This is a genomic window from Ruegeria sp. CH5, assembly GCF_056537025.1.
The window spans coordinates 139,553-164,092 of record NZ_JBQFQT010000002.1 but is presented as its reverse complement, the minus strand read 5'-3'; the positions used below and the strand labels follow the sequence as shown (position 1 = coordinate 164,092).

The 24,540-nt window shown below is 62.4% G+C and carries 23 protein-coding genes; 14 read left to right on the top strand and 9 right to left on the bottom strand.

Going from position 1 to position 24,540, the window contains the following annotated elements:
- Positions 1-58: 58 nt before the first annotated feature.
- From ACR0JC_RS08145 to ACR0JC_RS08125, 5 genes are read left to right on the top strand one after another with little or no spacing between them, the layout of a single operon-like run.
- Complete coding sequence (locus ACR0JC_RS08145; protein ID WP_170340386.1) at positions 59-1,831, top strand: ABC transporter ATP-binding protein; 1,773 nt, start codon at positions 59-61, stop codon at positions 1,829-1,831.
- Entirely contained in the window at positions 1,824-3,737 is a 1,914-nt protein-coding gene (locus tag ACR0JC_RS08140; protein ID WP_170340383.1) for an ABC transporter substrate-binding protein, read from the top strand. The genes ACR0JC_RS08145 and ACR0JC_RS08140 overlap by 8 nt, the downstream gene beginning before the upstream one ends.
- Positions 3,738-3,750: 13 nt before the next feature.
- A complete protein-coding gene (locus ACR0JC_RS08135; protein WP_093964561.1) occupies positions 3,751-4,779 on the top strand; it encodes an ABC transporter permease in 1,029 nt (342 codons plus the stop codon).
- Positions 4,776-5,930, top strand: a complete 1,155-nt coding sequence (locus ACR0JC_RS08130; RefSeq protein WP_170339824.1) for an ABC transporter permease — start codon at positions 4,776-4,778, stop codon at positions 5,928-5,930. Before ACR0JC_RS08135 ends, ACR0JC_RS08130 begins: the two co-directional genes overlap by 4 nt.
- On the top strand, positions 5,927-7,276 hold the full coding sequence (locus tag ACR0JC_RS08125) for a CoA transferase (protein WP_480763743.1): 1,350 nt from the start codon (positions 5,927-5,929) through the stop codon (positions 7,274-7,276). Before ACR0JC_RS08130 ends, ACR0JC_RS08125 begins: the two co-directional genes overlap by 4 nt.
- 93 nt (positions 7,277-7,369) lie before the next feature.
- Here ACR0JC_RS08125 and ACR0JC_RS08120 read toward each other — a convergent pair whose 3' ends face one another.
- The gene (locus ACR0JC_RS08120; protein ID WP_170341078.1) at positions 7,370-9,742 is read right to left on the bottom strand and encodes a mechanosensitive ion channel family protein; all 2,373 of its coding nucleotides are present in this window, start codon (positions 9,740-9,742) and stop codon (positions 7,370-7,372) included.
- A 373-nt stretch (positions 9,743-10,115) separates the two neighbouring features.
- Between ACR0JC_RS08120 and ACR0JC_RS08115 the strand changes: the two genes are divergently transcribed.
- The 7 genes from ACR0JC_RS08115 to ACR0JC_RS08085 are packed head-to-tail and all read left to right on the top strand — an operon-like array spanning position 10,116 to position 16,614.
- The gene (locus ACR0JC_RS08115; RefSeq protein ID WP_170340379.1) at positions 10,116-11,330 is read left to right on the top strand and encodes a glycosyltransferase family protein; all 1,215 of its coding nucleotides are present in this window, start codon (positions 10,116-10,118) and stop codon (positions 11,328-11,330) included.
- A complete protein-coding gene (locus ACR0JC_RS08110; protein ID WP_170340377.1) occupies positions 11,327-12,574 on the top strand; it encodes a glycosyltransferase family 4 protein in 1,248 nt (415 codons plus the stop codon). The genes ACR0JC_RS08115 and ACR0JC_RS08110 overlap by 4 nt, the downstream gene beginning before the upstream one ends.
- Complete coding sequence (locus ACR0JC_RS08105) at positions 12,574-13,650, top strand: glycosyltransferase family 4 protein (protein ID WP_170340375.1); 1,077 nt, start codon at positions 12,574-12,576, stop codon at positions 13,648-13,650. Before ACR0JC_RS08110 ends, ACR0JC_RS08105 begins: the two co-directional genes overlap by 1 nt.
- Positions 13,647-14,231 (top strand): histidine phosphatase family protein, encoded by a 585-nt coding sequence (locus ACR0JC_RS08100; protein WP_170340373.1) that lies wholly within the window; start codon positions 13,647-13,649, stop codon positions 14,229-14,231. The genes ACR0JC_RS08105 and ACR0JC_RS08100 overlap by 4 nt, the downstream gene beginning before the upstream one ends.
- Positions 14,228-15,370 (top strand): glycosyltransferase family protein, encoded by a 1,143-nt coding sequence (locus ACR0JC_RS08095; protein ID WP_480763735.1) that lies wholly within the window; start codon positions 14,228-14,230, stop codon positions 15,368-15,370. Before ACR0JC_RS08100 ends, ACR0JC_RS08095 begins: the two co-directional genes overlap by 4 nt.
- Positions 15,367-16,119: a polysaccharide deacetylase family protein gene (locus tag ACR0JC_RS08090; RefSeq protein WP_170340368.1), complete on the top strand. Its 753-nt coding sequence runs from the start codon at positions 15,367-15,369 to the stop codon at positions 16,117-16,119. The genes ACR0JC_RS08095 and ACR0JC_RS08090 overlap by 4 nt, the downstream gene beginning before the upstream one ends.
- A gap of 18 nt (positions 16,120-16,137) precedes the next feature.
- Positions 16,138-16,614 carry a class I SAM-dependent methyltransferase gene (locus ACR0JC_RS08085; RefSeq protein ID WP_170340366.1) on the top strand — a complete coding sequence of 159 codons (477 nt, stop codon included), beginning with the start codon at positions 16,138-16,140 and terminating at the stop codon, positions 16,612-16,614.
- On the opposite strand, the gene ACR0JC_RS08080 is transcribed toward ACR0JC_RS08085, so the two are convergent.
- Positions 16,615-17,757, bottom strand: a complete 1,143-nt coding sequence (locus tag ACR0JC_RS08080; protein ID WP_170340363.1) for an alpha-D-ribose 1-methylphosphonate 5-triphosphate diphosphatase — start codon at positions 17,755-17,757, stop codon at positions 16,615-16,617.
- 52 nt (positions 17,758-17,809) lie between these two features.
- Here ACR0JC_RS08080 and ACR0JC_RS08075 point away from each other — a divergent pair, with 52 nt between their 5' ends.
- Complete coding sequence (locus ACR0JC_RS08075) at positions 17,810-18,493, top strand: DUF1045 domain-containing protein (protein ID WP_170340361.1); 684 nt, start codon at positions 17,810-17,812, stop codon at positions 18,491-18,493.
- Here the strand turns inward: ACR0JC_RS08075 and phnN are convergent.
- The 7 genes from phnN to phnG all read right to left on the bottom strand — a co-directional run bounded on the left by phnN (position 18,469) and on the right by phnG (position 23,719).
- Positions 18,469-19,023 carry a phosphonate metabolism protein/1,5-bisphosphokinase (PRPP-forming) PhnN gene (gene phnN, locus ACR0JC_RS08070; protein WP_170340359.1) on the bottom strand — a complete coding sequence of 185 codons (555 nt, stop codon included), beginning with the start codon at positions 19,021-19,023 and terminating at the stop codon, positions 18,469-18,471. The genes ACR0JC_RS08075 and phnN overlap by 25 nt on opposite strands.
- On the bottom strand, positions 19,020-19,703 hold the full coding sequence (gene phnL, locus ACR0JC_RS08065) for a phosphonate C-P lyase system protein PhnL (protein WP_170340357.1): 684 nt from the start codon (positions 19,701-19,703) through the stop codon (positions 19,020-19,022). Before phnL ends, phnN begins: the two co-directional genes overlap by 4 nt.
- Before the next feature lie 24 nt (positions 19,704-19,727).
- Positions 19,728-20,498: a phosphonate C-P lyase system protein PhnK gene (gene phnK / locus ACR0JC_RS08060; protein ID WP_170340355.1), complete on the bottom strand. Its 771-nt coding sequence runs from the start codon at positions 20,496-20,498 to the stop codon at positions 19,728-19,730.
- Positions 20,495-21,355, bottom strand: a complete 861-nt coding sequence (locus tag ACR0JC_RS08055) for an alpha-D-ribose 1-methylphosphonate 5-phosphate C-P-lyase PhnJ (RefSeq protein ID WP_480763732.1) — start codon at positions 21,353-21,355, stop codon at positions 20,495-20,497. Before ACR0JC_RS08055 ends, phnK begins: the two co-directional genes overlap by 4 nt.
- 235 nt (positions 21,356-21,590) lie before the next feature.
- On the bottom strand, positions 21,591-22,682 hold the full coding sequence (locus ACR0JC_RS08050; protein WP_480763729.1) for a carbon-phosphorus lyase complex subunit: 1,092 nt from the start codon (positions 22,680-22,682) through the stop codon (positions 21,591-21,593).
- 3 nt (positions 22,683-22,685) lie between these two features.
- Positions 22,686-23,261, bottom strand: coding sequence for a phosphonate C-P lyase system protein PhnH (gene phnH, locus ACR0JC_RS08045; RefSeq protein ID WP_170340350.1), 576 nt, complete (start codon positions 23,259-23,261; stop codon positions 22,686-22,688).
- On the bottom strand, positions 23,258-23,719 hold the full coding sequence (gene phnG, locus ACR0JC_RS08040; protein WP_170340347.1) for a phosphonate C-P lyase system protein PhnG: 462 nt from the start codon (positions 23,717-23,719) through the stop codon (positions 23,258-23,260). The genes phnH and phnG overlap by 4 nt, the downstream gene beginning before the upstream one ends.
- 102 nt (positions 23,720-23,821) lie before the next feature.
- On the opposite strand from phnG, the gene phnF reads away from it, so the two are divergent.
- The gene (gene phnF / locus ACR0JC_RS08035; RefSeq protein WP_170340344.1) at positions 23,822-24,538 is read left to right on the top strand and encodes a phosphonate metabolism transcriptional regulator PhnF; all 717 of its coding nucleotides are present in this window, start codon (positions 23,822-23,824) and stop codon (positions 24,536-24,538) included.
- Positions 24,539-24,540: the final 2 nt, after the last annotated feature.

Genomic DNA, 24,540 nt, shown 5'->3' with positions numbered 1-24,540 from the left:
AAAAACCAGGGAGTTCAAAACCAATGTCACGTGGTGGCCACACGGGTGGAAAGCCCGCATGACGGCCTTGCTGTCTGTCCGAGACCTGAGCATCGGTTTCGGCGCCGGGGAGCCCGTCGTCAGAGATGTGAATTTCGATGTCGAGGCCGGGCAAACGCTGGCATTGGTCGGGGAATCCGGGTCGGGCAAGACGATCTCTTGCCGGGCGGTGCTGCGCATTCTGCCCAGAACGGCCCAGATCCGCAGCGGCGTGATGCAGCTGAACACCTCCAAGGGCAGCGTCGCGCTGTCCGAAATTTCCGAACGTGAGATGCGTGGCATCCGCGGCAATCGAATTTCGATGATCTTCCAAGAACCTATGCGGTCGCTGTCTCCGTTGCACAAGATCGGCAACCAGGTCAGCGAAGTTCTGTGGCTGCATCGGGGCGCCTCCGAGTCTGAGGCCCGCAAGGAAGTGCTGTCGCAGTTCGAACGCGTGGGTTTTCCCGATCCGGCGCGTGCCTATGACTCGTATCCCTTCGAACTTTCGGGCGGGATGCGTCAACGCGCGATGATTGCGATGGCGATGGTGTCCAAACCGGAATTGCTGATTGCCGACGAACCGACAACTGCGCTGGATGTGACGACCCAGGCTCAGGTGCTGGGACTGATCAAGGATCTGCAGAAAGAAACTGGTATGGCGCTGGTTTTGGTGACGCATGACCTGGGCGTGGTCGCCAATATGGCCGAACAGGTCGTCGTCATGCACAAAGGCCGGGTGATGGAGGCGGGTTCAGCCGAGCTGATCCTGAATGCTCCGGCCCATCCCTATACCCGCCAGCTGTTTGATGCGGCCCCCGAGATCCCGGACAAGGAAGCCGTGGGAATTCCGATGCCGGACGAGGATCTGATCCTCGATATGAAGGATGTGTGCAAGACCTACACGATGCGGTCGTCGCGCGGTTGGAAAGCGGGCAAGCTGATTTATGCCTGCCGGGGCGTCGACCTGAAACTGGCCCGCGGCAAGACGTTGGCCGTAGTCGGCGAAAGCGGATCGGGCAAGACCACCGCGGCCCGGATCGCGCTGGGGGCCGAGTTGCCAGACCCGGGCGGCGAAGTGCTTTTTCGCGCCGCGCCGGGCGAGGACCCGATACGCGTCCACCAGATGACCCGCGAGGAGCGCACGGCGTTTCAGCGCAAGGCTCAGATGGTGTTTCAGGATCCCTACAGTTCTCTGAGCCCGCGCATGCGCATTCAGGATGCGATGACCGAACCGCTGGAGATCCACAATATCGGTACGACGGCCGAGCGCCGCGACAAGGCCGCTGAGATGCTCGAACGCGTGGGATTGAACGCCGGGATGCTCAAGCGCTACCCCCACGCTTTTTCCGGCGGGCAACGCCAACGCCTGTCAATCGCCCGTGCGATGATGCTGGATCCGTCCCTGATCGTCTGCGACGAGCCGACATCGGCTTTGGACGTTTCGGTCCAGGAACAGATCCTGACCCTTCTGGAAAGACTGCAGGACAGTCTGAACCTGTCCTATCTTTTCATTTCTCACGATCTGGCCGTGGTCGCCCGTATCGCGGACGAGGTCGCGGTCATGCGCCAGGGGCTGGTCGTCGAACAGGCTCCACCCGAGACGTTGTTTTACAACCCGCGCCACCCCTACACCAAGGCACTGATTGCCGCACAACCCGAACCCGATATCAATCGTCCCATCGATCTGAAGCTGGTCGCCCTTGGCGCCGGGTCTCCGGACAGTTGGGATGACGCCTTTAGATTCTCTGACACCATGATACCTTCACTCGTGGAAATGGAGCCCGGCCATAAGGTACGTTGCCATGTTTAAGACCACTCGATTCAAGTTTCTGGTCGCCGCGCTGACGCTGGGCGCGGCGCTGCCCGCCTGGGCCGACACCCTTCCCGACCTGCAGGAAAGCACGTTCTGGAAAGCCGAGGTGGACATCGGAAACCTGCCCCCGGTGCAAGATCGCATCCCGCAGGAACCGCTGATCGTCGACCTGTCTTCGAAGGGGCGCGAATTCGGCAAACAAGGCGGAACCCTGCGCACGATGGTCACCCGGTCCAAGGATATCCGGCAGATGGTGGTCTATGGCTACGCCCGACTGGTGGGCTTCGATGCCCAGTACAATCTGGTCCCCGATCTGCTGGCGTCTTACGACAACGAAGAAAACCGCAAGTACACCCTGCACCTGCGCAAGGGACACAAATGGTCGGACGGCACACCGTTCACCTCGGAAGACTTCCGATACTGGTGGGAAGACGTGGCCAACAACGAGCTTCTCAGCCCGTCCGGCCCCCCAGATTTCCTGCGGGTTGAGGGCAAGCTCCCCACTGTCACGTTCCCGGACGAAACGACGGTGATCTATGAATGGGACGACCCGAACCCGAACTTTCTGGCCTCACTGGCGCAGGCGCGACCGCCATTCATCTACCGCCCTGCTGCGTTCCTGAAGCGTTATCATGAGAAATATGCCGACAAGGAAAAGCTGGACTTCGAGGTCAGTGACGCACGTGTCAAAAGCTGGGCCGCCCTGCACAACAAGCTGGACAACCTCTACAAGTACGACAATCACGAACTGCCCACTCTGCAGCCTTGGCTGAACGCAAGTTCGGGCAAGAAGATCCGGCACAATTTCGTCCGCAACCCATATTACCACCGCATCGACTCGAAGGGTTTGCAACTGCCATACATCGACGTGGTCGAGATGGAGATCGTTGCTCCCGGCCTGGTGGCGGCCAAGGCCAATGCCGGTGAGACCGACCTGCAGGGTCGTGGGCTTGATTTTCGGGATGCCTCGATCCTGAAAAAGGGCGAAGCCAACGGAAATTACAAGACGCTACTCTGGAAAACCGGTGTCGCCTCACAGATCGCGATCTACCCAAACCTGAATTTTGAAGACGAGGTCTGGCGCAATGTGCTGCGCGATGTCCGTGTCCGACGCGCTCTTTCGCTGGCTATCGACCGGCAGACCATCAACCAGGCGCTGTACTTCAAACTGGCGCATCCGGCCGCCATGTCCGTTCTGCCTGCCTCGCCCTTCTACAGTGAAGAGAATGCGCAGGCCTGGGCGCAATACGACGTCGCACAGGCCAACGCCCTGCTGGACGAGGTCGGGCTGACGCAGCGCGACAAGAACGGCACACGCCTGTTGCCGGACGGCCGCCCCATGGAGCTGGTGATCGAGACGGCCGGGGAACGCCAAGAGGTCGAGAACGCGCTGCAGATCGTGACTGATACCTGGCGGGAAATCGGGGTGAAACTGGTCATGCGACCGCTTGACCGCGACATCCTGCGCAACCGCGTATTCGCCGGCAATACGATGGCTTCGGTCTGGTATGGCTGGGATGATGGCATCCCGCAGCTGCATACGTCGCCGGTTTACCTGGCCCCGACCGACCAGGTGTTTCTGGCCTGGCCAAAATGGGGGCAGCACTATCAAACCGGCGGCGAAGCCGGCGAGCCGCCCGACCTGCCCGAAGCCCAGCGCTTGCTGGAGTTGAACCACCTCTGGGAACTTGCAAAAACCGAGGATGAACGCCGGGCGGTCTGGGAGGAGATGTTGAAGATACACGCCGACCAGATCTATGGCATCGGAATTCTGAACGGGGCGCCCCAGCCGATCGTGGCTTCAAACCGTCTGCGCAATGTTCCCGAACAGGCCATGTGGGCCTGGGAACCCGGCGCGCATTTCGGAGTGCACCGCCCAGACGAATTCTTTCTCGCCGACTGACAGGAGCGGATAGATGATCATGCTCCGCTACGCGGTGTATCGCTTTTTCACGATGCTGCTGACCCTGTTGGTGGTATCGATGCTGATCTTCGTGATCATCAACCTGCCGCCGGGAGACTATCTCAGCAATCAGATTGCCGAGCTGCAGGCTTCGGGGCAGTCGGCCGGTGTGGCCAAGGCGGAATTCCTGCGAAAGGAATACGCTCTGGACCGCCCGATGTGGGAACAATACCTGATCTGGGTCGGCTTCTTTCCCGGCCCTCATGGGTTTGAGGGGTTGCTGCAGGGCAACTACGGCTGGTCCTTCGAATTCGATCGTCCGGTGGCCGACATCGTCGGGGACACGCTGTGGCTGACCGTGGTCGTGAACCTTGCCGCGATCCTGTTCGTCTATGCCGTGGCCTTGCCTCTGGGCGTTATGGCGGCGGCCAAATCGCGGACCTGGGTGGACTATTCGACCGCCTTCGTGGGGTATCTGGGATTGGCGACGCCCAACTTTCTGCTGGCGCTCATCCTGTTCTACTACGGGCACCGTTACCTCGATTTGCCCATCGGCGGGTTGATGGACCCGGTGTATGAGGGGCAACCCATGAGCTGGGACAAAATGAAATCCATCCTGGTTCATCTGATCGTGCCCACATTCGTGATCGGCACCTCGGGCGCGTCGGCCATGATGCAGCGCCTGCGCGCCAACATGCTGGACGAATTGGGCAAGCCTTATGTTGAAACCGCTATAGCCAAGGGCATGTCACCGTCGCGGATGCTGACCAAGTACCCGCTGCGCGTCGCCTTCAACCCCTTCGTGGCCGACATCGGCAACCTGCTGCCCTCGATGGTGTCGGGATCGGTTCTGGTTTCGGTGGTGCTGGGTTTGCAGACCATCGGCCCCACGCTGCTGACGGCGCTTAAGACACAGGACCAGTTCCTGTCAGCCTTCATTCTGATGTTCGTGGCGCTGCTGACGCTGATCGGCACCATGATCTCCGACATTCTGCTGGTCATGCTTGACCCGCGTATCCGGTACGAGGGGCGCGAAGCATGAGCAAACTTCCCGACGGTCGCTTTGTCGACGACGCCCCCTTCGATCCCGAAGCATCTTTGCAGCAATTGGAGCGCAGGGATCTGGACGCCCCGAATTGGGTTCTGGTCTGGCGCAAATTCAAGACACACCGGCTGGGTCTGATATCGGGCATTTTTCTGCTGCTGTGCTATCTGATGCTCCCGTTTGCAGGGTTCATCGCGCCTTATGGCCCGAACGAACGAAATGGCGAGCATCTCTACGCACCGCCCCAATCGGTGAACTGGTTCCACCAGGGCGAGTTCATCGGGCCGTATGTCTACCCGATCGTGGCCGAGGCCGACCTCGAGACGTTTCAATGGAAATTCGTCCCTGACACCGAGGATCCGCGACCCGTGCGGTTCTTCTGCGAGGCATCCGAATACAAGCTGGCCGGGCTCATCCGGTCAAATACGCATCTGTTCTGCGCCCCGGAAGGCACGACACTGTTCCTCTGGGGTTCGGACCGGCTGGGCCGCGATATCTTCAGTCGCATCCTATACGGCGCACAGCTTTCGCTGACCGTGGGCCTGATCGGCATTTCGGTCTCATTCTTCCTTGGCATCCTGTTCGGATCGCTGGCCGGCTATTTCGGCGGACGGATCGACTGGGTCATCAACCGCGTGATCGAAATCCTGCGGTCTTTGCCCGAACTCCCCCTGTGGCTGGCACTATCGGCCGCGGTGCCGTCGAACTGGTCGCCGGTTGCGGTGTTCTTCATCATCTCGATCATCCTCGGCATCCTCGACTGGCCCGGGCTGGCCCGATCCGTGCGCGCCAAATTCCTGTCGCTGCGCGAAGAAGAATATGTGCGCGCCGCCGAGATGATGGGCGCCAGTTCCGGCCGGGTGATCCGCAAGCACCTGCTGCCGAACTTCATGTCTCACCTGATTGCCTCGGCCACGCTGTCGATCCCCGCCATGATTCTGGGGGAAACGGCACTCAGCTTCCTTGGCCTCGGCCTGCGGGCACCGGCGGTCAGCTGGGGCGTGATGCTGAACGACGCGCAAAACCTCGCCTCGATCGAGATCTATCCGTGGACGGCCATCCCGATGCTACCGATCATCGTGGTGGTGCTGGCCTTCAATTTCCTGGGTGACGGGCTGCGCGACAGTCTGGACCCCTATCAACAATGAGCCTGCTGGCTTCGCTTCCACCGTCCGAGGCCTATCAGGTCGCCGGCTCCGGTGCGCTTCCCAGCGCATTTGCCGTATCCGAGCTGGCCACAGCAAGCTTTGCAGCCGTGGGCCACGAGCTTGGCCGGTTCATACAGGCCACCAATCTTGTCTCGCTCCCACCAAAGTCATTGGTCGATCACCGCCTCGCGTCGCTGTGGTTCGGGTATTCGTTCAAGCCCGAAGGCTGGGATATGCCAAGCCTCTGGGATCCGATCGCGGGCGACTATCGGGGGGCCGATGGCTGGATCAGGTTGCATACCAACCTCCCCCACCATAGGGAAGCGGCCCTCAAGGTTTTGGCGACCGAGGGGGATCGTGCCGCGGTGACGCAGGCCATCAAGAGCTGGTCGGTCTCGAACCTTGAAACGGATATCGTGGCGCAGGGTGGTGTTGCCGCCGCCATGCGCAGCCGGGCCGAGTGGCTGGACCACCCGCAAGGCCGGGCCGTGACGCGGGATCCGTTGATCGGCTGGCATGGTCCACGCCGGATCACCCTGCGCGACAGGCCACAGGCGCGCGCGGATCGGCCTTTGGCCGGGCTTCGGGTTCTCGACATGACACGCGTGCTGGCCGGCCCGGTTTCCACCCGCACGCTGGCCGGGTTCGGAGCCGACGTACTGCGCATCGACCCACCGGGTTGGGATGAGCCGGGCGTGATCCCCGATATCTCGCTCGGCAAGCGCTGCGCGTATCTGGACCTCAAGACACCCGCCGGCCTGGAAAAGCTGCAAGAGCTGCTGGCGCAAGCGGATGTCTTTGTCCACGGCTACCGCCCCGGTGCGCTGGATGCCCTGGGCCTGACCAAAGAGGTGCGCGATACGGTCGCTCCAAACCGGGTCGAAGTTACGCTGGATGCCTATGGTTGGCAGGGGCCCTGGGCCACCCGTCGCGGATTTGACAGCCTCGTCCAGATGAGCGCGGGAATCGCTGACGCCGGCCGCGTTTGGGCCGGAGCCGACAAACCCACCCCGCTGCCTGTTCAGGCACTTGACCATGCCACCGGCTATTTGATGGCCGCCGCTGCCCTCTCGGCCCTGACAGAAGCGGCTTCGGGGCATTCGATCATGGATGGGCGCCTGTCGCTTGCCCGTACTGCCGAGTTACTGGCCAGCCTCGCGAAATCCGGGACAGGCGACCCGATCACCGCTGCCGAACCCGGGGACTACGCATCCCGATCAGAAGAGTCCGGCTGGGGTCCCGGCAAACGGTTGTACCCCGCGCTCAGCGTCGGTGAGGCACGGATGCACTGGCCCGTCCCGGCATCCCGGCTCGGCACGTCCGATCCTACGTGGCAAACCACCTGAACAAAGACCAAACCGCCGGGCGGAACGCGCGGCCCTGCCCAACGCTTTGAACGGTGGCGCGGCGGCGCCGCAGGTCAAAGGGGCGGGAGCGCCCTAGCGGTCGTCTCCACCGGGGCCGATATCGTCCAGATACTCCTCGTCAATCGCGGCTTGCACCGCGCCGGTGACTGCCTCGCGTTGTTTCGGAGAAAGGTCTTCGGGGTCCTTGCCATCGGCCAGTCGTACCGTGACTTCGCGGTGGGCAAACTTGATGCCTTCGCGCGCGAACAACTCGCGGATTTCTTGATACACCTTCTTGCGCACCAGCCACTGGTCGCCCGGCTTGGTCATGAACTTCACCCGGATGATCATCGCGGAATCCTGCATCTCGATAACGCCCTGCGACTTGAGCGGCTGGATGAAGTTGTCCCCGATCACCGGATCCTCCAGCAACTCCTGCCCCAGTTTCTTGATCAGCTTTCGAACCTTCTCGACGTCCGTGTCGTAGGTCACCCGCAGCGGAAGTTTCATGATCACCCAGTCGCGGGAATAGTTGGTCAGAACCTTGATTTCACCAAACGGGATCGTGTTCAGTGCCCCCAGATGGTGGCGCAGCTGGAAAGACCGGACCGAGATTTTTTCGACAGTGCCTTTGACATCTCCGATGTCGATGTATTCCCCCTTGCGGAACGCGTCATCCATCAGGAAGAACGCGCCTGAGAAAATGTCCCGCACCAGTGTTTGCGAGCCAAAGCCCACGGCCAGACCGACAACGCCGGCGCCTGCAAACAGCGGGCTGACATTTATGCCCAGCTCCATCAGAACGATCAGCACGATGGTCACGACCACCACAGCCAGTATGGCGCCCCGAAACAGCGGCAGCAGCGTAGCAAGGCGGCTTTGACCGCCCTCTCCGCCCTCGTCACCCAACTCGGCTTCGGCGGCTCCATCATCGGTTTCTTCAGCGATCTTGGTGTCGATCCAGATCCGGAAGAAGTGGAACAGGATGTAGCCGATGAACAGGATCACCATCACATCCAAAGCCCGTCCAATGGGCAAATCCTCGCTCCAGCTGGCTTCGGGATTCCAGATGACGACCAGTGCATAGATGCCGACGACAAAGGCCAGGATGCCCGCGACACGCCGCGCAAGATCTTCGTAGGTCACCAATGTGTGCTTGCGCTGCTCCGCCTCAGGCGTCTCCGAGGTGCGAACGGCGTCCTCATCGGAATCGAGTTCGGCATTCAGAGCCTCGATCTGCCGATTGCGATCGAAGTACCGCTCGAGCAGATAGTTCATAGCGCCATAGGCGATGACGACCGACATGAAGATCATGTAGCTGCTTGCGACGATCGGCAGCGAGTCCTCGGTCTCGAGCACCAGATCCACCGCCAGCTTGAACCAGCTGAAGACCAGATAGACGATCAGGGCCGGGGCCCAGCCAAATGACACGAACCGCAGCAGCCAGGACACCTGGTCCGGCTGACGGCCGCCTCGGATCGCGTTCGAAATGGCCCGGGCGTTGAACAGGATCATCAGGATGTTCCCGACCATCCCGATCAGGGTCAGCCCGCCATAAACCATCGCGTAGACGTTGTAGTTCAGCCCGAAATCCGCCACCCAGGTGGAAAACAGAACAGCGGTAATGTCATAGGTCGCCAGCGCCGATGCCCAGATATACAGCCGCTTGGCGTCACGGTCCGAGAATGGCGGCAGCCTGTACTGGCTGAGATACGGCGACAGCACCATCCGCCACAGGTCGGAAACCGTACGTGACAGGAAAAACGCCGTGAAAATCGCCGTGACGGTGAACTGGATCGAGATATCTTCGGCCTCGCCAAAAAACAGATACCCAACGATCAGAGCCATCAGCATTGCAAACACCGTGGCCCCGATACCCATCAGAAACCGGAACACAAGGAACGGCATCTTTTCCCGATACCCCTGCGGGTTTTCCTTGATCCGGGCGACGACCCACCGTCGGGCAAAGCGCTTGCCGTACAGCTCGATTGACAGCCATCGGCCAACCATCAGGAACAGGATGTTCCATCCCAGCACCTCGACATAGGTGAAAATCCGGCCATCAGGACTGGTTTGCTCGAGGATGTAACGCACCTCGAAGATCGAATAGGGCAACGCCTCAAGGCGGGATCGCACGGCTTCGCTGAACTTGGCAAAGCGCTCCTGCGCCTTCATCAACTGCGAACTTTCCGCCATCGGATCATGAGCGACGTCCTCGGGCTGGCCACCAGCCTGCCCAACCGAGGATACGACCTGCCCGGCGCTGTCGATGACGATCACGCTGGCGCCCGCTTCGGTCGCGGCGCGGATCGCGGCCGCAACATCGTTGTCCTGCGGAGCCTCTGTTTCACCGGACGCCCCGGGATACCCCGGGATCAGCGAGGTCTGCGCCGCCGCACCGGTCGCGCAGACCAGAGCGATTGTCCACGTCAGGAACAGTACACGGACAAGAAAGTTCGGTTTCATAAAGTCTTGCATCCTGATCTCTTGCTGCACGACAGCCTATAGAACGCACCGGCCTTGATCAAACGATCCACTCGTTGCTTCCCGACATCGTGTAGGACCGTGTTTTTGGCGCAAGCCCAAAGGCAGGATGTTTCCAACCCTCTGGAATTCCTATAAGAGCAGGCAGCATCCGGCAAATCCGGGCTTTGCCAACTTCGGGGAATGTTGCAGGCTTCGCGTTATTGGTGACTTGCGCAATGGCTGTTGCCAAATCGCAATGATTGACGCATTTGCGGCTTTGACACAGACCCTTTGGCAGGCGGCGTCAAAAAATATAAGATAACTGGTGCGAAACGCGCGGAAACTGCACCGTAACAATGATACGAGCGAGGGCATGAGCCTAGGCATCGACGACAAACAGACCGGTCGCGCTCCGCGCATAATGTTCTACAGTCATGATACGTTCGGACTGGGTCATCTCAGACGCTCCCGAGCGCTGGCTGCGGCAATGACGCGGGCGAACCCGCGGGCTTCGGCGCTGATCCTGACGGGCTCGCCCGTTGCCGGGCGCTTCACTTTTCCGCGGCGCGTGGACCATGTACGCCTGCCGGGCGTGACCAAGCGGGCCGATGGTTCGTATGCCGCGCGCACGATCGGAATGGGGATTGACGAGGTCACCGAGCTGCGTTCGGGACTGATCCAGACCACCGTGCGCCAATTCGATCCGGACGTCGTCGTCGTCGACAAGGAGCCGACCGGATTCCGAGGCGAACTGCTGCCCACCCTGGAACAGCTGCATCAATCCGGGCGCGCCAAACTGGTGCTGGGTCTTCGCGACGTTCTGGACGAGCCCGAGGTTCTGGCGGCGGAATGGGCCCGAAAGGACGCAGTCGCCGCGACCGAGAAATACTATCACGAAATCTGGGTCTACGGCCTGCGGTCGGTTTATGACCCGACAGAAGGATTGCCGCTCAGCCCGTCGGCGCAGGCGCGGATTCACTGGACCGGCTATCTGCGCCGCGATCTCGGCCCTGTCGGCGAACCTCCCGAGCAGCCCTATATCCTTATCACGCCCGGAGGCGGTGGCGACGGGAAGGCAATGGTCAACCTTGTCCTGTCCGCGTATGAAAAAGACCCTGATCTGTCCCCCCGAGCCCTGCTTGTCTATGGCCCTTTCCTGTCCGGTGAGTTGCGCGAAGAATTCGAGGCCCGCGTGGCGGCCCTGAACGGTCGTGTGACGGCGGTCGGGTTCGAATCCCAGATCGAAACCCTGTTCGCCGGCGCGGCGGGTGTGGTCTGCATGGGCGGATACAACACGTTCTGCGAGGTGCTCTCCTTTGACAAACGCGCGGTTATCGTCCCGCGAACCACCCCGCGGCTGGAACAGTGGATCCGCGCCTCGCGGGCCGAGGAACTGGGCCTTGTGCGGATGCTGGACGAAACCCGTGATGGGTTGACGGCCGATGCGATGATCACGGCCATTCGCAACCTGCCGCAGCAGCCCCTTCCCTCGCAGGCGATCCGGGCCGGTTTGCTGGATGGCTTGGACTATGTCTCTGATCGGGTCGAAGCCCTGCTGAGCGTGGAACAGGAACGAGCGACCGGATGACCGACGCAGAGCCGAGACTGGCGGTGTTGGTCAAAGGTTGGCCGCGCCTGTCCGAGACGTTCATCGCTCAGGAACTGGTTGCTTTGCAGGATGCCGGCCACGCCTTCGACATCTGGTCATTGCGCCACCCAACCGACACCAAACGCCACCCCCTGCACGACCGGTTTCAGGGGCGGGTGCACTATCTTCCCGAATACCTGTACCGGGAACCCCAACGCGTATGGGCGGCGAGACGAACCGCACAGGCGCTTCCGGGTTACGCACAGGCCTACCGGGTGTGGCGAGAGGATCTGCGTCGTGATCCCACGCACAACCGAATCCGCCGCTTTGGGCAGGCTTGCGTTCTGGCCGCGGAATTGCCCGGCGGTACACGCGCGCTGTATGCCCACTTCCTGCATACCCCGTCCTCGGTTGCCCGTTATGCTGCAATCATGCGCGGCCTGCCGTGGAGCTTTTCGGCTCACGCCAAGGATATCTGGACGTCGCCCGAGTGGGAAAAGCGCGAGAAACTTCATGCCGACACCTTCGGAGCGGCATTCGGCGCAACCTGCACCGAGATCGGCGCGCGGCACTTGCGCGATCTGGCCGATGACCCCGCCCGTGTCGATCTGATCTATCACGGGCTGGACCTGACGCGATTTCCTGAGCCGCCCGTACGAAAGCTACGATCCGTCGATGACCGGTTCCATATGGTGTCCGTCGGACGACTGGTGGAAAAGAAAGGCTTTGATCGTTTGATCCACGCCTTGGCCATGCTCCCCCCAGAGCTTGACTGGCACTGGACCCACATTGGCGGCGGCACCTTGTCGGACAACCTGCGCAGCCTGGCGGAAAATCTGCGCCTACAGGATCGCATCACCTGGAAAGGTGCCTGCGATCAACCCGAGGTCATTGCAGCCATGCGCGAGGCGGATCTGTTCGTGCTTCCTAGCCGCATCGCCGCGGATGGGGACCGGGACGGCCTGCCCAATGTCCTGATGGAAGCCGCGTCGCAAAAACTGCCGATCCTGTCCACTCCGGTCTCGGCCATTCCTGAATTCATCCGCAACAACGTGCACGGCATCTTGTCCGATGACGAACCCAAGGCGCTGGCAGACGCCATTTCCACCCTGGCCGCCGACCCGCAGAAAGCGGCAATCATGGCCGATGCGGCTTATGACCGCTTGCTTGCCAATTTTCGCATGGACCCCGGCATTGCGCGTCTGTCCCGCCGCCTGAAAGCCTTGTGCGCGGAGGGTACTTGATGGTTCGGGTCGCCTTCTATGCGCCGATGAAAGCCCCAGACAGCCCGGTTCCGTCCGGCGACCGCGAAATGGCTCGCAACCTGATGGCTGCAATCGGGGCCGACGGGCATCGTGTTGATCTGGTCTCGCGGCTGCGCATCTATGACAAAACCGGAGACCCGGACCTTCAGAACCGTCTCGACCGCGAAGCCGCGGCCGAGGTCACCCGACTGAGCACAGAACTGCCTGCAGATACAGGCCTCTGGGTGACCTATCACAACTACTACAAAGCTCCGGACCTTTTGGGGCCGGCGGTCTGCAGGGCGCGCGGGATACCCTATGTTCAGCTTGAGAGCACCCGCGCCATGTCGCGCCTTTCCGGGCCCTGGGCCGGCTTTGCCCAAGCTGCGCACGATGCCTGCGACGCCGCGCAGGTGATCTTCTATCACACAGCAAATGACTTGATCACACTGGAACGCGAGCGGTTCGGTGATCAGTCATTGATTGAACTCCCACCCTTCCTGCCCCGATCGGACCTGCCTCGGCCCTCTCGATGCGCGGGGCCGATGCTGACGGTGGGAATGATGCGATACGGGGACAAGTTGGAGTCCTTCCGCATTCTGGCCGATACGCTGGCATTTTTGAATGAGGATTGGACGCTGAACATCGCCGGCGACGGGCCAGCCCGCCCGGATGTCGAGGCTTTGATGGCCCCCTTCGGCACACGTGTCCGTTTTTTGGGCCTGCTGAGCCGCGATGACCTGGAAACGATTTACTCCGATGCTGCTCTGTTGGTCTGGCCGGGCGTCAACGAAGCCTACGGGATGACCTATCTCGAGGCGCAGTCCGCGGGCGTCCCCGTTGTCGCCCAGGATCGCCCGGGAGTGCGCGACGTACTGGCGCCTGCCAATCATCCTGCCCCTGATTACGGCGCCGCCGCGCTGGCCGAGCGAATTGACCGGCTGCTGTCCGATCCCGAACTGCGTCGGAGCGAAGGTCAAAAAGCGCGCGACTACGTGGCCGGCCGTCATTTGATGCCAACCGCAACGCGGACGTTCTGGTCGGGAGTTTCTTCGCTGGTAGAGGAGATGTCATGACACGTCTGGCCCTTCTGCGCCACGGTCATACCGCCTGGAACCGCGCAGGGCGCATTCAGGGGCGCAGCGACATCAGCCTCGATGATCAGGCAAAGGCCGAACTGGCCCGATATCGCTTGCCAACTCCTTGGGACCGGGCCGAACTATGGTCCAGCCCCCTGACCCGCGCCAGCGAAACTGCGCGGCTGGTCGCCGGACGCGAACCCGCAACCTCGGCCGCCCTGGTCGAGATGAATTGGGGCGACTGGGAAGGCCAACGCGGGGAAGACCTGATTGCAGATGCCAACACTGGTTACCGGCATATCGAGGATTGGAGCTGGGAATTTCGTCCCCCCAACGGCGAAAGCCCGGCCGACATTCGCCGCCGCCTTGTGCCATGGCTGTCCAGCCTGACCGGTGACAACGTAGCTGTCTGCCATATCGGAATCATGCGGGTCATCCTGGCGCTTGCCTGGGGGTGGGAGTTCACAGGCCCCGCGCCGTTCCGCATCAAACGCAATCGTCTCTACGTGGTCGATTTGGAGCAAATGCGACCGGAGGCTGAGCCCGTCCGGCTTATCCCGCGCGAGGCCGGGTCATGAGGACCATGATCGTCGTCACCCATCTGCTGGGGACCGGACATCTCAGCCGAGCCTTGACCTTGGGTCGGGCTTTTGCGGATGCCGGACACGACGTGACCGTCGCATCCGGTGGGATGCCTGCACCACAACTGAATGCGGATGGAGTTTCCCTGCTGGCACTGCCACCCCTGCGTTCGTATGGTACCGATTTCACGCGGTTGCTGACGGCCGACGGAGATATTGCAGACGCGACCTATCTGAACTCCCGCGCTATTGCCCTGACCGAGGCTGTTCGACGGGTAAACCCCGATGTCCTGATAACGGAACTCTATCCCTTCGGGCGCCGAAGCTTGGCCGACGAATTTCTGGCCCTGCTGTCCACTGCGCGGTCACTGCCGTCCTGTCCGGTTGTTCTGAGTTCGGTCCGGGACATCCTCGCGCCACCGTCGAAACCCGCCAAAGCTGTACGGACCGAAGAAATCATTGTGCGTTTCTATGACGGCGTACTGGTTCATTCCGACCCCGAAATCACGCCGCTGGATGCCAGCTGGCCGGTTACAGGCAACTTGGCCGGACGCCTGTTCTATACGGGCTTTGTTGCCCCGCCTGCGCCGGGTCCTCATGAACAGGGGGAAGGAGCGAATGAAATCCTGGTCAGCGCTGGCGGCGGATCGGTCGGGCAACCGATCTTTCGCGCGGCCATCGAGGCCGCCCAAAAGATGCCCAACTGGCGCTGGCGCCTGCTGGTCGGCGGTCAGGATGCCGAAGACCGGATTGCCGAACTGAGGCACATGACAAATGGCGAAAATGTCATTCTGGAGCCCGTACGTCCGGATTTCAGACAAATGCTACCGCTGGCCGCAGCCTCGGTCAGCATGTGCGGGTACAACACCGCCATGGACTTGCTGCAATGCGCGACCCCGGCCGTTCTGATCCCATTCGACGATGGTAAGGAAGTGGAGCAGACCCTGAGGGCAAAGAGCCTCGCGCGCCTGCCGGCCGTCGACGTGCTGCCCAGCGCGAAGCTGACCGGAGAGGCATTGGCCCAAGCAGTCGACCGCGTTCTGCATCAAGGCCCGCGCAAACCGTTGGATGGCGGGTTTGACGGAGCCCGCAAGTCGGTAGAGATTGCCACCTCACTCTGGGAGGCTCGGCAATGACAACCGATTGGACACCGCTGCGATCCGAATTGCAGGTGTGGCGAGAGGCTGGGCTTACGCTTCCACTGTGGTGGCGGGACGATGACGCGATCGCGCCCAGCCGGCAATTGGACCGTTTGGTGGGCCTGTCATCCCGAACCGGGCTGCCGGTTCATCTGGCCATCATTCCACGCGATGCCAGTCAGGATCTGGTCGACCAGGTTGCCAACCAGACCAGCTTGGTTCCGGTGGTTCACGGCTGGGCGCACGAGAACCACGCACCAAAGGGCGAAAAGAAGTCCGAGTTCCGCCTGCATCGTCCGCCCGCCTCGATTGTGTCTGATGCACGCAATGGCTTCCTGCGTCTGCAGGAGTCCTTCGGTGATCGTCTGTGCCCGATGTTCGTCCCCCCTTGGAACCGCATCGCGCCCGAAGTGACGGCAGAGCTTGCGGAGATCGGCTATCAGTTCCTGTCCACGGCCACGCCCAGAACGCACGTAGAAGCAGCGCCGGGCCTGACTCAGGTCAATACCCATCTGGATCCGATCGACTGGCGTGGTAAGCGAGGGTTGGCCGATCCGAATGCGTTGATCGCCAAAACCGTCTCGATGCTGCAGGATCGCCGAGAGGGACGTGCCGACCCAACCGAACCTTTTGGCGTGTTGACCCATCATCTTGTCCATGATCAACAGATCTGGGACTTTACCGAGGCGCTTCTGGATTGTCTCATGGCTGGCCCCACACGCGTCTGGTCCGCAGGACCACACTGATTACCCGAGGAGACCTTGATGAGCCGACTGGATTCCATGCTGCGACGCCTGACCGCCCAGCGCGACGGGCTGAACTGGGCTGCGGCGCGGATCAAAGGGCTGAAAGGCGATGTGCTGGACATGGGATTGGGCAACGGCCGCACCTATGACCACCTGCGCGAGATCCTGCCCGACCGGCGCATCTGGGTCATGGACCGGGTTCTGCAGTGTCACCCGGACAGCACCCCGCCGGCCGAAGATTTTCTGCAGGGCGAGGCCGAACCGATGCTGAAGAAGCTGGCCGAAGACGGCCCGCGGATCGCATTGGCGCATTATGATTTCGGTCGCGGGATCAAACATGAAGACGTGGTCGAAGCGGCGAGGCTCAGCAAGCTGATTGGCTCGGTCATGGTCCCAGGCGGGTTGCTGATTTCCGGCCAACCGCTGGAAGGGTTCGAACAGATCAACGGCCCGGACTCCATCGCGCCTGACCGCTATCTGTTCTACCTCGCCTGATCAGGCCACGCGCTGCCCGCGCGACCAGACGGCAGTAAGGGCCGGGACGTTGCCCCGCATTCGAAAACGGATCAGGTCTGCCCGCAGCCCCGGTTTCAGAGCGCCGCGATCCGCTAGGCCCGCCGCCCGCGCCGGAGCCCGTGTGACAGTGGCGATGCCACGCGCCATGTCATCCCAGATGCGCCCAAGGGTAACGGCGGACAACAGCAAGGCTGACGGCACATAGTCCGACGACAGAATGTCCAAACACCCCAAGTCGGCCAGTTCCCGTGCTGCCACATTCCCAGAATGTGACCCACCCCGGATCAGGTTTGGCGCGCCCATCATGACCTGAATGTCATGAGCGTGACAGGCCCGTGCGGCCTCGACCGTCGTTGGGAATTCGGCCAGCCGAATGCCATGGCGGGCGGATATCGCCACTTGCGTCTCGGTCGTGTCGTCGTGGCTGGCCAGAACCGCTCCGAAGCGGCGCGCGGCGTCCACGGCCTCCTGCTCGTGGCGGTCTCCATTGCGGTCCCTCAGCCCCCGCAACTGGTCGACGTGCCGTGCGAACATGTCGTCATCCATAGCGTACTTGCCTTTTAGATAGGCTTCGAACTTGGACAGGTCCCGAAACTGGCGCTGGCCGGGCGTGTGATCCATCAACGAAACGATGCCCACCCGGTCTTCTGGACCGAATTCCTGCAGTTCCTCGACCAGCGTCTCAGAACAGACTTCGGCGCGCAGATGCAGAAAGTGGCTGATCTTGAGTGCGTCCTGCTCTCGCAACTCCCACAGCTCGCGGGACAGTCCGCGCGCGTATTTCAGATACCGTCCAGCACCGGACGGGATCGACCCCACGCGCATAGCGTCAAAGACGGTCGTGATCCCGGTGCTAGCCAGTTCCGCGTCATGCGCAAGAATGGCTGCGGCATGGGGCCAGTCCACCCTGGGCCGCGGCTGGATGTGGCGTTCCAGGTTGTCGGTGTGCAACTCGACCAGGCCGGGCGACACATAGTCCCCGTTACAGTCAATCGCGCCTTTCGGAACAGCCGCGCCGGTGTCTATGTCAGCGATCGTCTGGCCAACGATACGGACACACCCCCGGACAGTCTCATCCGGCAGAACAAGCAACGCATTGGCAAGGGTCAGGTCATCTGTCATCGGATTTTCACGTGGTTTGAGGTAAGGAGAGGCCACGCAACAGGAGGCCATTGTGAATTTTGCGCGATACGCGATCTATTTCGTTCCCCCCGCCCAATCCGAATGGAGCAGGTTTGCAACCGGGTGGCTGGGGTGGGACATCGATGCGGGACGGACCGTCGACCATCCGGCCATCGACGGGTTGGACGTCGCCTCGGTAACACAAGTGCCGCGCAAATACGGGCTTCATGCCACGATGAAGCCGCCGTTTCGCTTGCGTGAAGATCAGTCGCTGTCCGCTTTGCAGGATACCTGCGCCCGTCTGGCCGGTAAATTCGCCCCCGTTTCGCTGGACGGGCTCGAAGTTGCACGCCTTGGTCGGTTTCTTGCTTTGCGGCCCGTGGGCGACACACGAGACCTGAACGCGCTTGCGGCGGCTTGCGTCCGCGACCTGGACCCTTTTCGTGCCCCGGCCTCGGAAACCGAGATGAACCGGCGCCGAGCGGCCGGGCTGACCATGGAGCAAGACGCCAATCTGACGAACTGGGGCTACCCATACGTTCTGGAGGCTTTCCGCTTTCACATCACCCTGTCCGGTCGCCTGAGCAAGCCGATGCTGGCAAACGTGCAAACCGTGTTGAACCAACGGCTTGTCCCATTGCTGCCAGCCCCTTTTGACATTGGGGACCTGGCCCTTGTGGGCGAGGCTGAAGACGGGCGGTTCCATATGCTTCAACGGTACGCCCTTTCAGGTTGAAGGCCGGACAAGATGGTTTCAACGGTCGCATCCAGTGACCCGGAATTGTCGACCTCGATCACGTGGTTCAGGCCTTCGGGCAGGGCTGCCTTGGCGCGCCCCAAACGCCGGGCTTGATCGGCCGCGCTTTCCCGGCCGCGCACTGCCAGACGTTGCGCCAGAACCTTTGGGTCGGCCGTCAGGGATATCACGATCAGCTCTCGAAATTCCTTTTGTGCCTCGGGCAACACAGCCCTTGAGAGGTTGACCAGAACGGCGTCGGCCCTTCGGCGTTGTTCCGTGATCGCAACGGGAATGCCGTAGTGCAGCCCGTGCGCAGCCCAGTGCAGAACAAAGCCGCCCTCTTGGACCATTGTTTGAAACGTCCGGTCGGACACGCGGTCAAAATCCTCACCGCCTTCGCCATGGGGACGGGTGATGACTCTACGCACCCTTTCGAAGTTCGGCGCGCGCGCCAACAGTGCTTGGATCACGCTGTCTTTTCCAACACCCGAAGGCCCGACAACTGCAATGACCGGGGCCATCTTCATGCCGCCGCCCCCTGCGCAAACTGCGTGACGTCAACCACGCGGTTGCAGACCCGGTCACGGGCCTCTTGGTCGTGGAATATCCCGATGATCGCCGCGCCGCGGGCCTTTGCCTCTTGGATCAGGGACAGCACGGTTTCGCGGTTTCGTGCGTCAAGGCTGGCCGTGGGTTCATCCAGCAACAGAGCCGGATAGTCATGCGCAAATCCACGCGCGATATTCACCCGTTGCTGTTCCCCGCCCGAAAATGTCGTGGGGCTGAGGCGCCAAAGCGGTTCCGGAATATTCAGGCGCTGAAGGAGGCCCGCTGCCTTGTCCAGTGCGGTCTGCTGCTCGCACCCCTTAACCAGAAGCGGTTCGGCCACGACCTCCAGCGTCGGCACCCGCGGCACGACACGCAGAAACTGGCTGACATAGCCCAGGGTCTCCCGGCGCAGCTGCAGGATCTCGCGCGGTTGGGCCCGGGCGACGTCCAGGCCACCCACCCGCACCTGCCCCGAGGCCGCCAGGTAGTTGCCGTAGATCACCCGCATCAGTGTGGACTTCCCAGCCCCGCTGGCCCCGGTCAGGGCCACGCATTCTCCGGCCCCGACCTGCAGCGACGCGCCCGCCATCACCGGGATCACGGCGCCGCCCTGATTGTGCAGGGTAAAGCTCTTGCTCACGTCGATCAGTTCAATCATCGGATTTCATCTTTTCTGTAGCATTCAAACCTGCAGGACGCTGGACACAAGCAGTTGCGTATAGGCATGCTGCGGATCGTCCAGCACCTGATCGGTCAGCCCCGCTTCGACCACCTCACCATCCTTCATCACCATCAACCGGTCCGCCAGCAGCCGCACCACGGCCAGATCATGGGTGACGATGATGGCGCTCAGCCCCATCTCGCGCACGAGGCCGCGCAGCAGGTCCAGCAGTCGGGCCTGTACCGAGACGTCCAGCCCGCCGGTCGGTTCATCCATGAAAACCAACCGCGGACCGGTCACCAGGTTGCGCGCGATCTGCAACCGTTGCTGCATGCCGCCCGAAAACGCGCTGGGTCGGTCGTCCACGCGGCTTTCTGCAATCTCGACCCGGCCCAGCCAATCCAGAGCCTGCCCGCGGATCTGACCATAGTGCCGGCTCCCCACGGCCATCAGCCGCTCGCCTATATTGCCGCCGGCGCTGACCGACATGCGCAGCCCGTCGCGGGCATGCTGATGCACAAAGGCCCAGTCGGTGCGCCCCAGCATCCGGCGGGCAGGTTCCGACATCGTGACCGTGTCCACCGGCCCGTCGGCGCGGGTATCAAAGATCACCTGCCCGGCATCCGGCTTAAGATGCCCAGCCAGACAGTTCAGCAGGGTCGACTTGCCCGACCCGCTTTCGCCGACGATCCCCATCACCTCGCCGGGGTAGAGGTCGAAACTGACATCCCGGCAGCCGATCCGCGCGCCATAGCGCTTCTCGATGCCTTTGACCTGCAAGAGCGGGGTCATGCCGCATCCTCCTGCGCCAAACTGCCTTGGTGTCCGGCCTCGCGGCGGGACCGACAGTAATCGGTGTCCGAACACACGAACATCCGGTTGCCGGCATCGTCCGTGATCACCTCGTCCAGGTAACTGTCTTCGGCCCCGCACAGATCGCAGGCATGATCGGCCTTGCTGGCCTCGAACGGGTAGTCCTCGAAATCGAGGCTGACCACCCGCGTATGCGGCGGCACCGCATAGATCCGCTGCTCGCGCCCGGCCCCGAACAGCTGGATCGCGTCCATCTCCAGTTTCGGATTGTCGAATTTCGGGATCGGAGACGGGTCCATCACATAGCGTTCGGCCACCCGGACCGGATAGGCATAGGCCGTGGAAATCGCGCCGTGCTGGCTGATGTCTTCGTAGAGCTTCACATGCATCAACCCGTATTCCTGCAGGCTGTGCATCTTGCGCGTCTCCGTCTCGCGCGGTTCCAGAAACCGCAGCGGTTCGGGGATCGGGACCTGATAGACCAGGATCTGATCAGCACGCAGCGGGGCCTCGGGGATGCGATGGCGGGTTTGGATGATGGTGGCCTTCTCGGTCTCTTCGGTCGTGGCCACGCCCGCCGTCTTTTCAAAGAACTTTCGGATCGACACGGCATTGGTCGTGTCATCTGCTCCCTGATCGATCACCTTGAACACATCATCCGGGGTCAGCGTCGCGGCCGAGACCTGAACCCCGCCCGTGCCCCAACCATAAGGCATGGGCATCTCGCGGCTGGCAAACGGCACCTGATAACCCGGAACGGCCAAGCCCTTGAGAATGGCCCGGCGGATCATCCGCTTGGTTTGTTCGTCCAAATATGCGAAGTTATACTCATTCATTTGATGTATCACTTTCGTTTTTTGGTGTTGTTGTGGACGGTTTTCTGGTTACCTCGGCCTTCGCGGTCGTCATGCTCTACTTTCTCTGGCGCAGGATACATTCCCAGCGACGGCGCCGGGCCATGCGGCGGGACGCGCGAGGCGAATGGTCTGCGATCAGCGCGGACGCGCCACGCCGGGCTGCGGCTGGCAGGGCATCTCGGCCGGCGGACAGGATGCAGGAAGGGCACTGAAGTCATTCGGCGGCCTCGCGCGGTTCCAGGCGTTCTTTGGCTTCGCGGCGCAATTTGCGCACCAGTTCCAATTCGGACTGGAAATCGACGTAGTGCGGCAGCTTGATATGCTCCAGAAAGCCGGTCGCCTGAATGTTGTCAGCATGGCTGAGGACGAATTCCTGATCCTGCGCGGGGGCGCCCAGATCGTCTTCGCCCAATTCCTCCCAGCGCAAGGCGCGATCCACCAGCGCCATCGCGATGGCCTTGCGCTCGGACTGGCCGAAGACCAGCCCATAGCCGCGTGTGAATTGCGGCGGCTCGGTCTGTGATCCTTTGAACTGGTTAACCGTTTCGCATTCGGTCAGGGCGATCTCGCCGATCTCGATCGTGAAACCCAGTTCGGGGATTTCCATCTCGACCGCAACGGTGCCGATGCGCAGCTCGCCCACGAAAGCGTGGTTGCGCGCATAACCGCGCTGGGTCGAATAGGCCATGCCCAGCACGAACCCCTCGTCCCCGCGCGTCAGCGCTTGCAGACGCAGGGGGCGGTCCGCCGGGAACTCCATCGGTTCGCGCGTCAGGTCGCCGGGCGGCTCATCGCTGGCGGGTTCGTCCTGGATCACGCCTTCGTCCTGGAGGAATTCGGTGATGTGCGGGGTCGGCTCGTGACGCGGCGCGGCGGTGGGGGCCTCAGGCTGCGCGCCATCGGCGGCCAGTTTGAAATCCAGCAGACGGTGCGTGTAGTCGAAGGTCGGGCCCAGAACCTGCCCGCCCGGTGCATCCTTAAACGTGGCCGAGATCCGGCGGTCGCAGGTCATGCTGCCGGTATCGACCGGGGTCGAATAACCAAACCGCGGCAGGGTGGTACGGTAGGCGCGGATCAGGAAGATCGCCTCGATCAGATCACCGCGCGCCTGCTTGATCGCAAGTGCGGCCAGATCGGGATCGTACAGAGAACCCTCGGCCATCACGCGGTTCACCGCAAGGCTGAGTTGTTCGCGGATCTGGGCCAAGGACAATTCGGCCACGCCGGGATCGCCCCGGCGTTCCTCGGCAAGCCAGGCATGGGCGTTTTCGATCGCCTTTTCGCCCCCTTTGACGGCTACGTACATGGCCTAACCCTCCGGCTGGATGCGGGTGCTGCGCGGCAGGGCCGCAACCATATCCCAGCAGGTGAAGAAGAAATCGCACCCCAAGGGGTACAGGTCCGAATTGGCCTGAACCGCCGCGACATCGGGCACGGCCAGGCGCGCAGTGTCGCGTATGCCCGGCCCTCGCAATACGGCACCGGAAAGGTCCAGCGCGTCACACTCCACGATCAGGGTGGCGGATCGGTCGGGGTATTCCGGCGTTCCGATCAGGTATTGGTCCAGCGGCACAAGGTCCTGCCAGCAGCCAACGGCGAAATCGGCCTGCGCGGCGGGCACGAGTGGCGCACCGGTGTGGAAGGTCAGCCATTGGCGAATGGCCGGGTTGTCGGCCCCGCCCGCCAGATAAACGCCCGTGTCCGGGTCGCACAGCGTCAGCAGCAGCGTTCCCGCGGCGACCGACAGGCCGTCGGGCGGGGTCGCGCCGACCAGCTGCCGCAACTCACCCGGCCGCGCCATCACGGTCATGGCCGCACGAAAGGCGTGGGCCGCCTGAACCGGCGCATCGGTGAAACCGCCCGAGAAACGAGTCTTTGGGGTCATTGATCCTCTCCCCGAACCATCGTGAAGAACTCGACCTTGGTGGCCGCAGCCTTGGCGGCCCGGGCCGATCTGGCCGCCTGAACCTGACGGGTCAGCGGCTCCAGGATTTTCGCCCGCACGGCGTCCGCGTCCCCGGTCTGCATCAGCGCGTCGATCAGGGCGGCGGTTTCGGCATGGGTCTTGTCGCGCCCCTGCACATATCCGTGGCCCTCGGTTCCGTCGGTCAAGGCCAGAGCGCAGCGCGTGATCGTCATCTCACCCAGATTGAAGGGCGCGCCCGAGCCGCCTGCCCGCCCCCGCACCATGACGCCGCCGATCTCGGGCGTGCGCAGCCACTGGAATTCGGGACGCGCGCCATAGGCGGTCCACAAGGCCGCCAGCGCCTCGGCCGGCGCACGTGCCAGAAGGCCCAGCCAAGCCCGTCGATCACCCGTCGCGATTTTTGTCTGATCCGCCATCAAAGCCTCTTGGCCAATTTGTCTACAACTACTATACAACTAGACAAATCATAGCGGGGCAAAGTGTGACTCGCAACGAATATGCTGTGAAGTTTTGATGACATGGGCCAAACACCGATCTGGAAGACCATCGCGCTGGCGCTGACCGCCGACATTGCCGAGGGGCGCTTTGCAACCGGCGACCGCCTGCCGACCGAGGCGCAGCTGGCCGCAACCCACGGCGTGAACCGCCACACGGTGCGCCGGGCCCTGGCCGAACTGGCCCGGCAGGGGCTGGTGCATCCGCGCCGCGGGGCCGGCGTGTTCGTTTCGGCAGCAGCGACCGATTACCCGATCGGCAAACGGGTCCGGTACCACCAGAACATCTCGGCCAGCGGCAAGATCCCGGGCAAGCAGGTGCTGTCGCTGATCACCCGCGCCGCCGACAAGACCGAGGCCGAGGCGCTGGCCCTGGCCCCCGGCGACCCGGTGCATGTCTATGACGGGTTGTCGCTGGCCGATGGCCAACCGATCGCGGTGTTCCAAAGCGTCTTTCCCGCCGCGCGCCTGCCCGACCTGCCCGAAGCGCTGGCCCAGAACGGCTCGGTCACGCGGGCGCTGCGGTACTGCGGCGTGGCGGATTATACCCGCATCTCGACCCGCCTGACCGCCCGCGCGGCTGATGCGGTTCAGGCCCGGCACCTGCACCTGATCGAGGGCGCGCCGGTTCTGCATTCGGTCGGCATAAACGCCGATCCGCAGGGGCATCCGGTTGAATACGGCAAGACCGTCTTTGCCGGTGAGCGGGTCACTTTGACGCTGGATGACGATCACGGGTGATG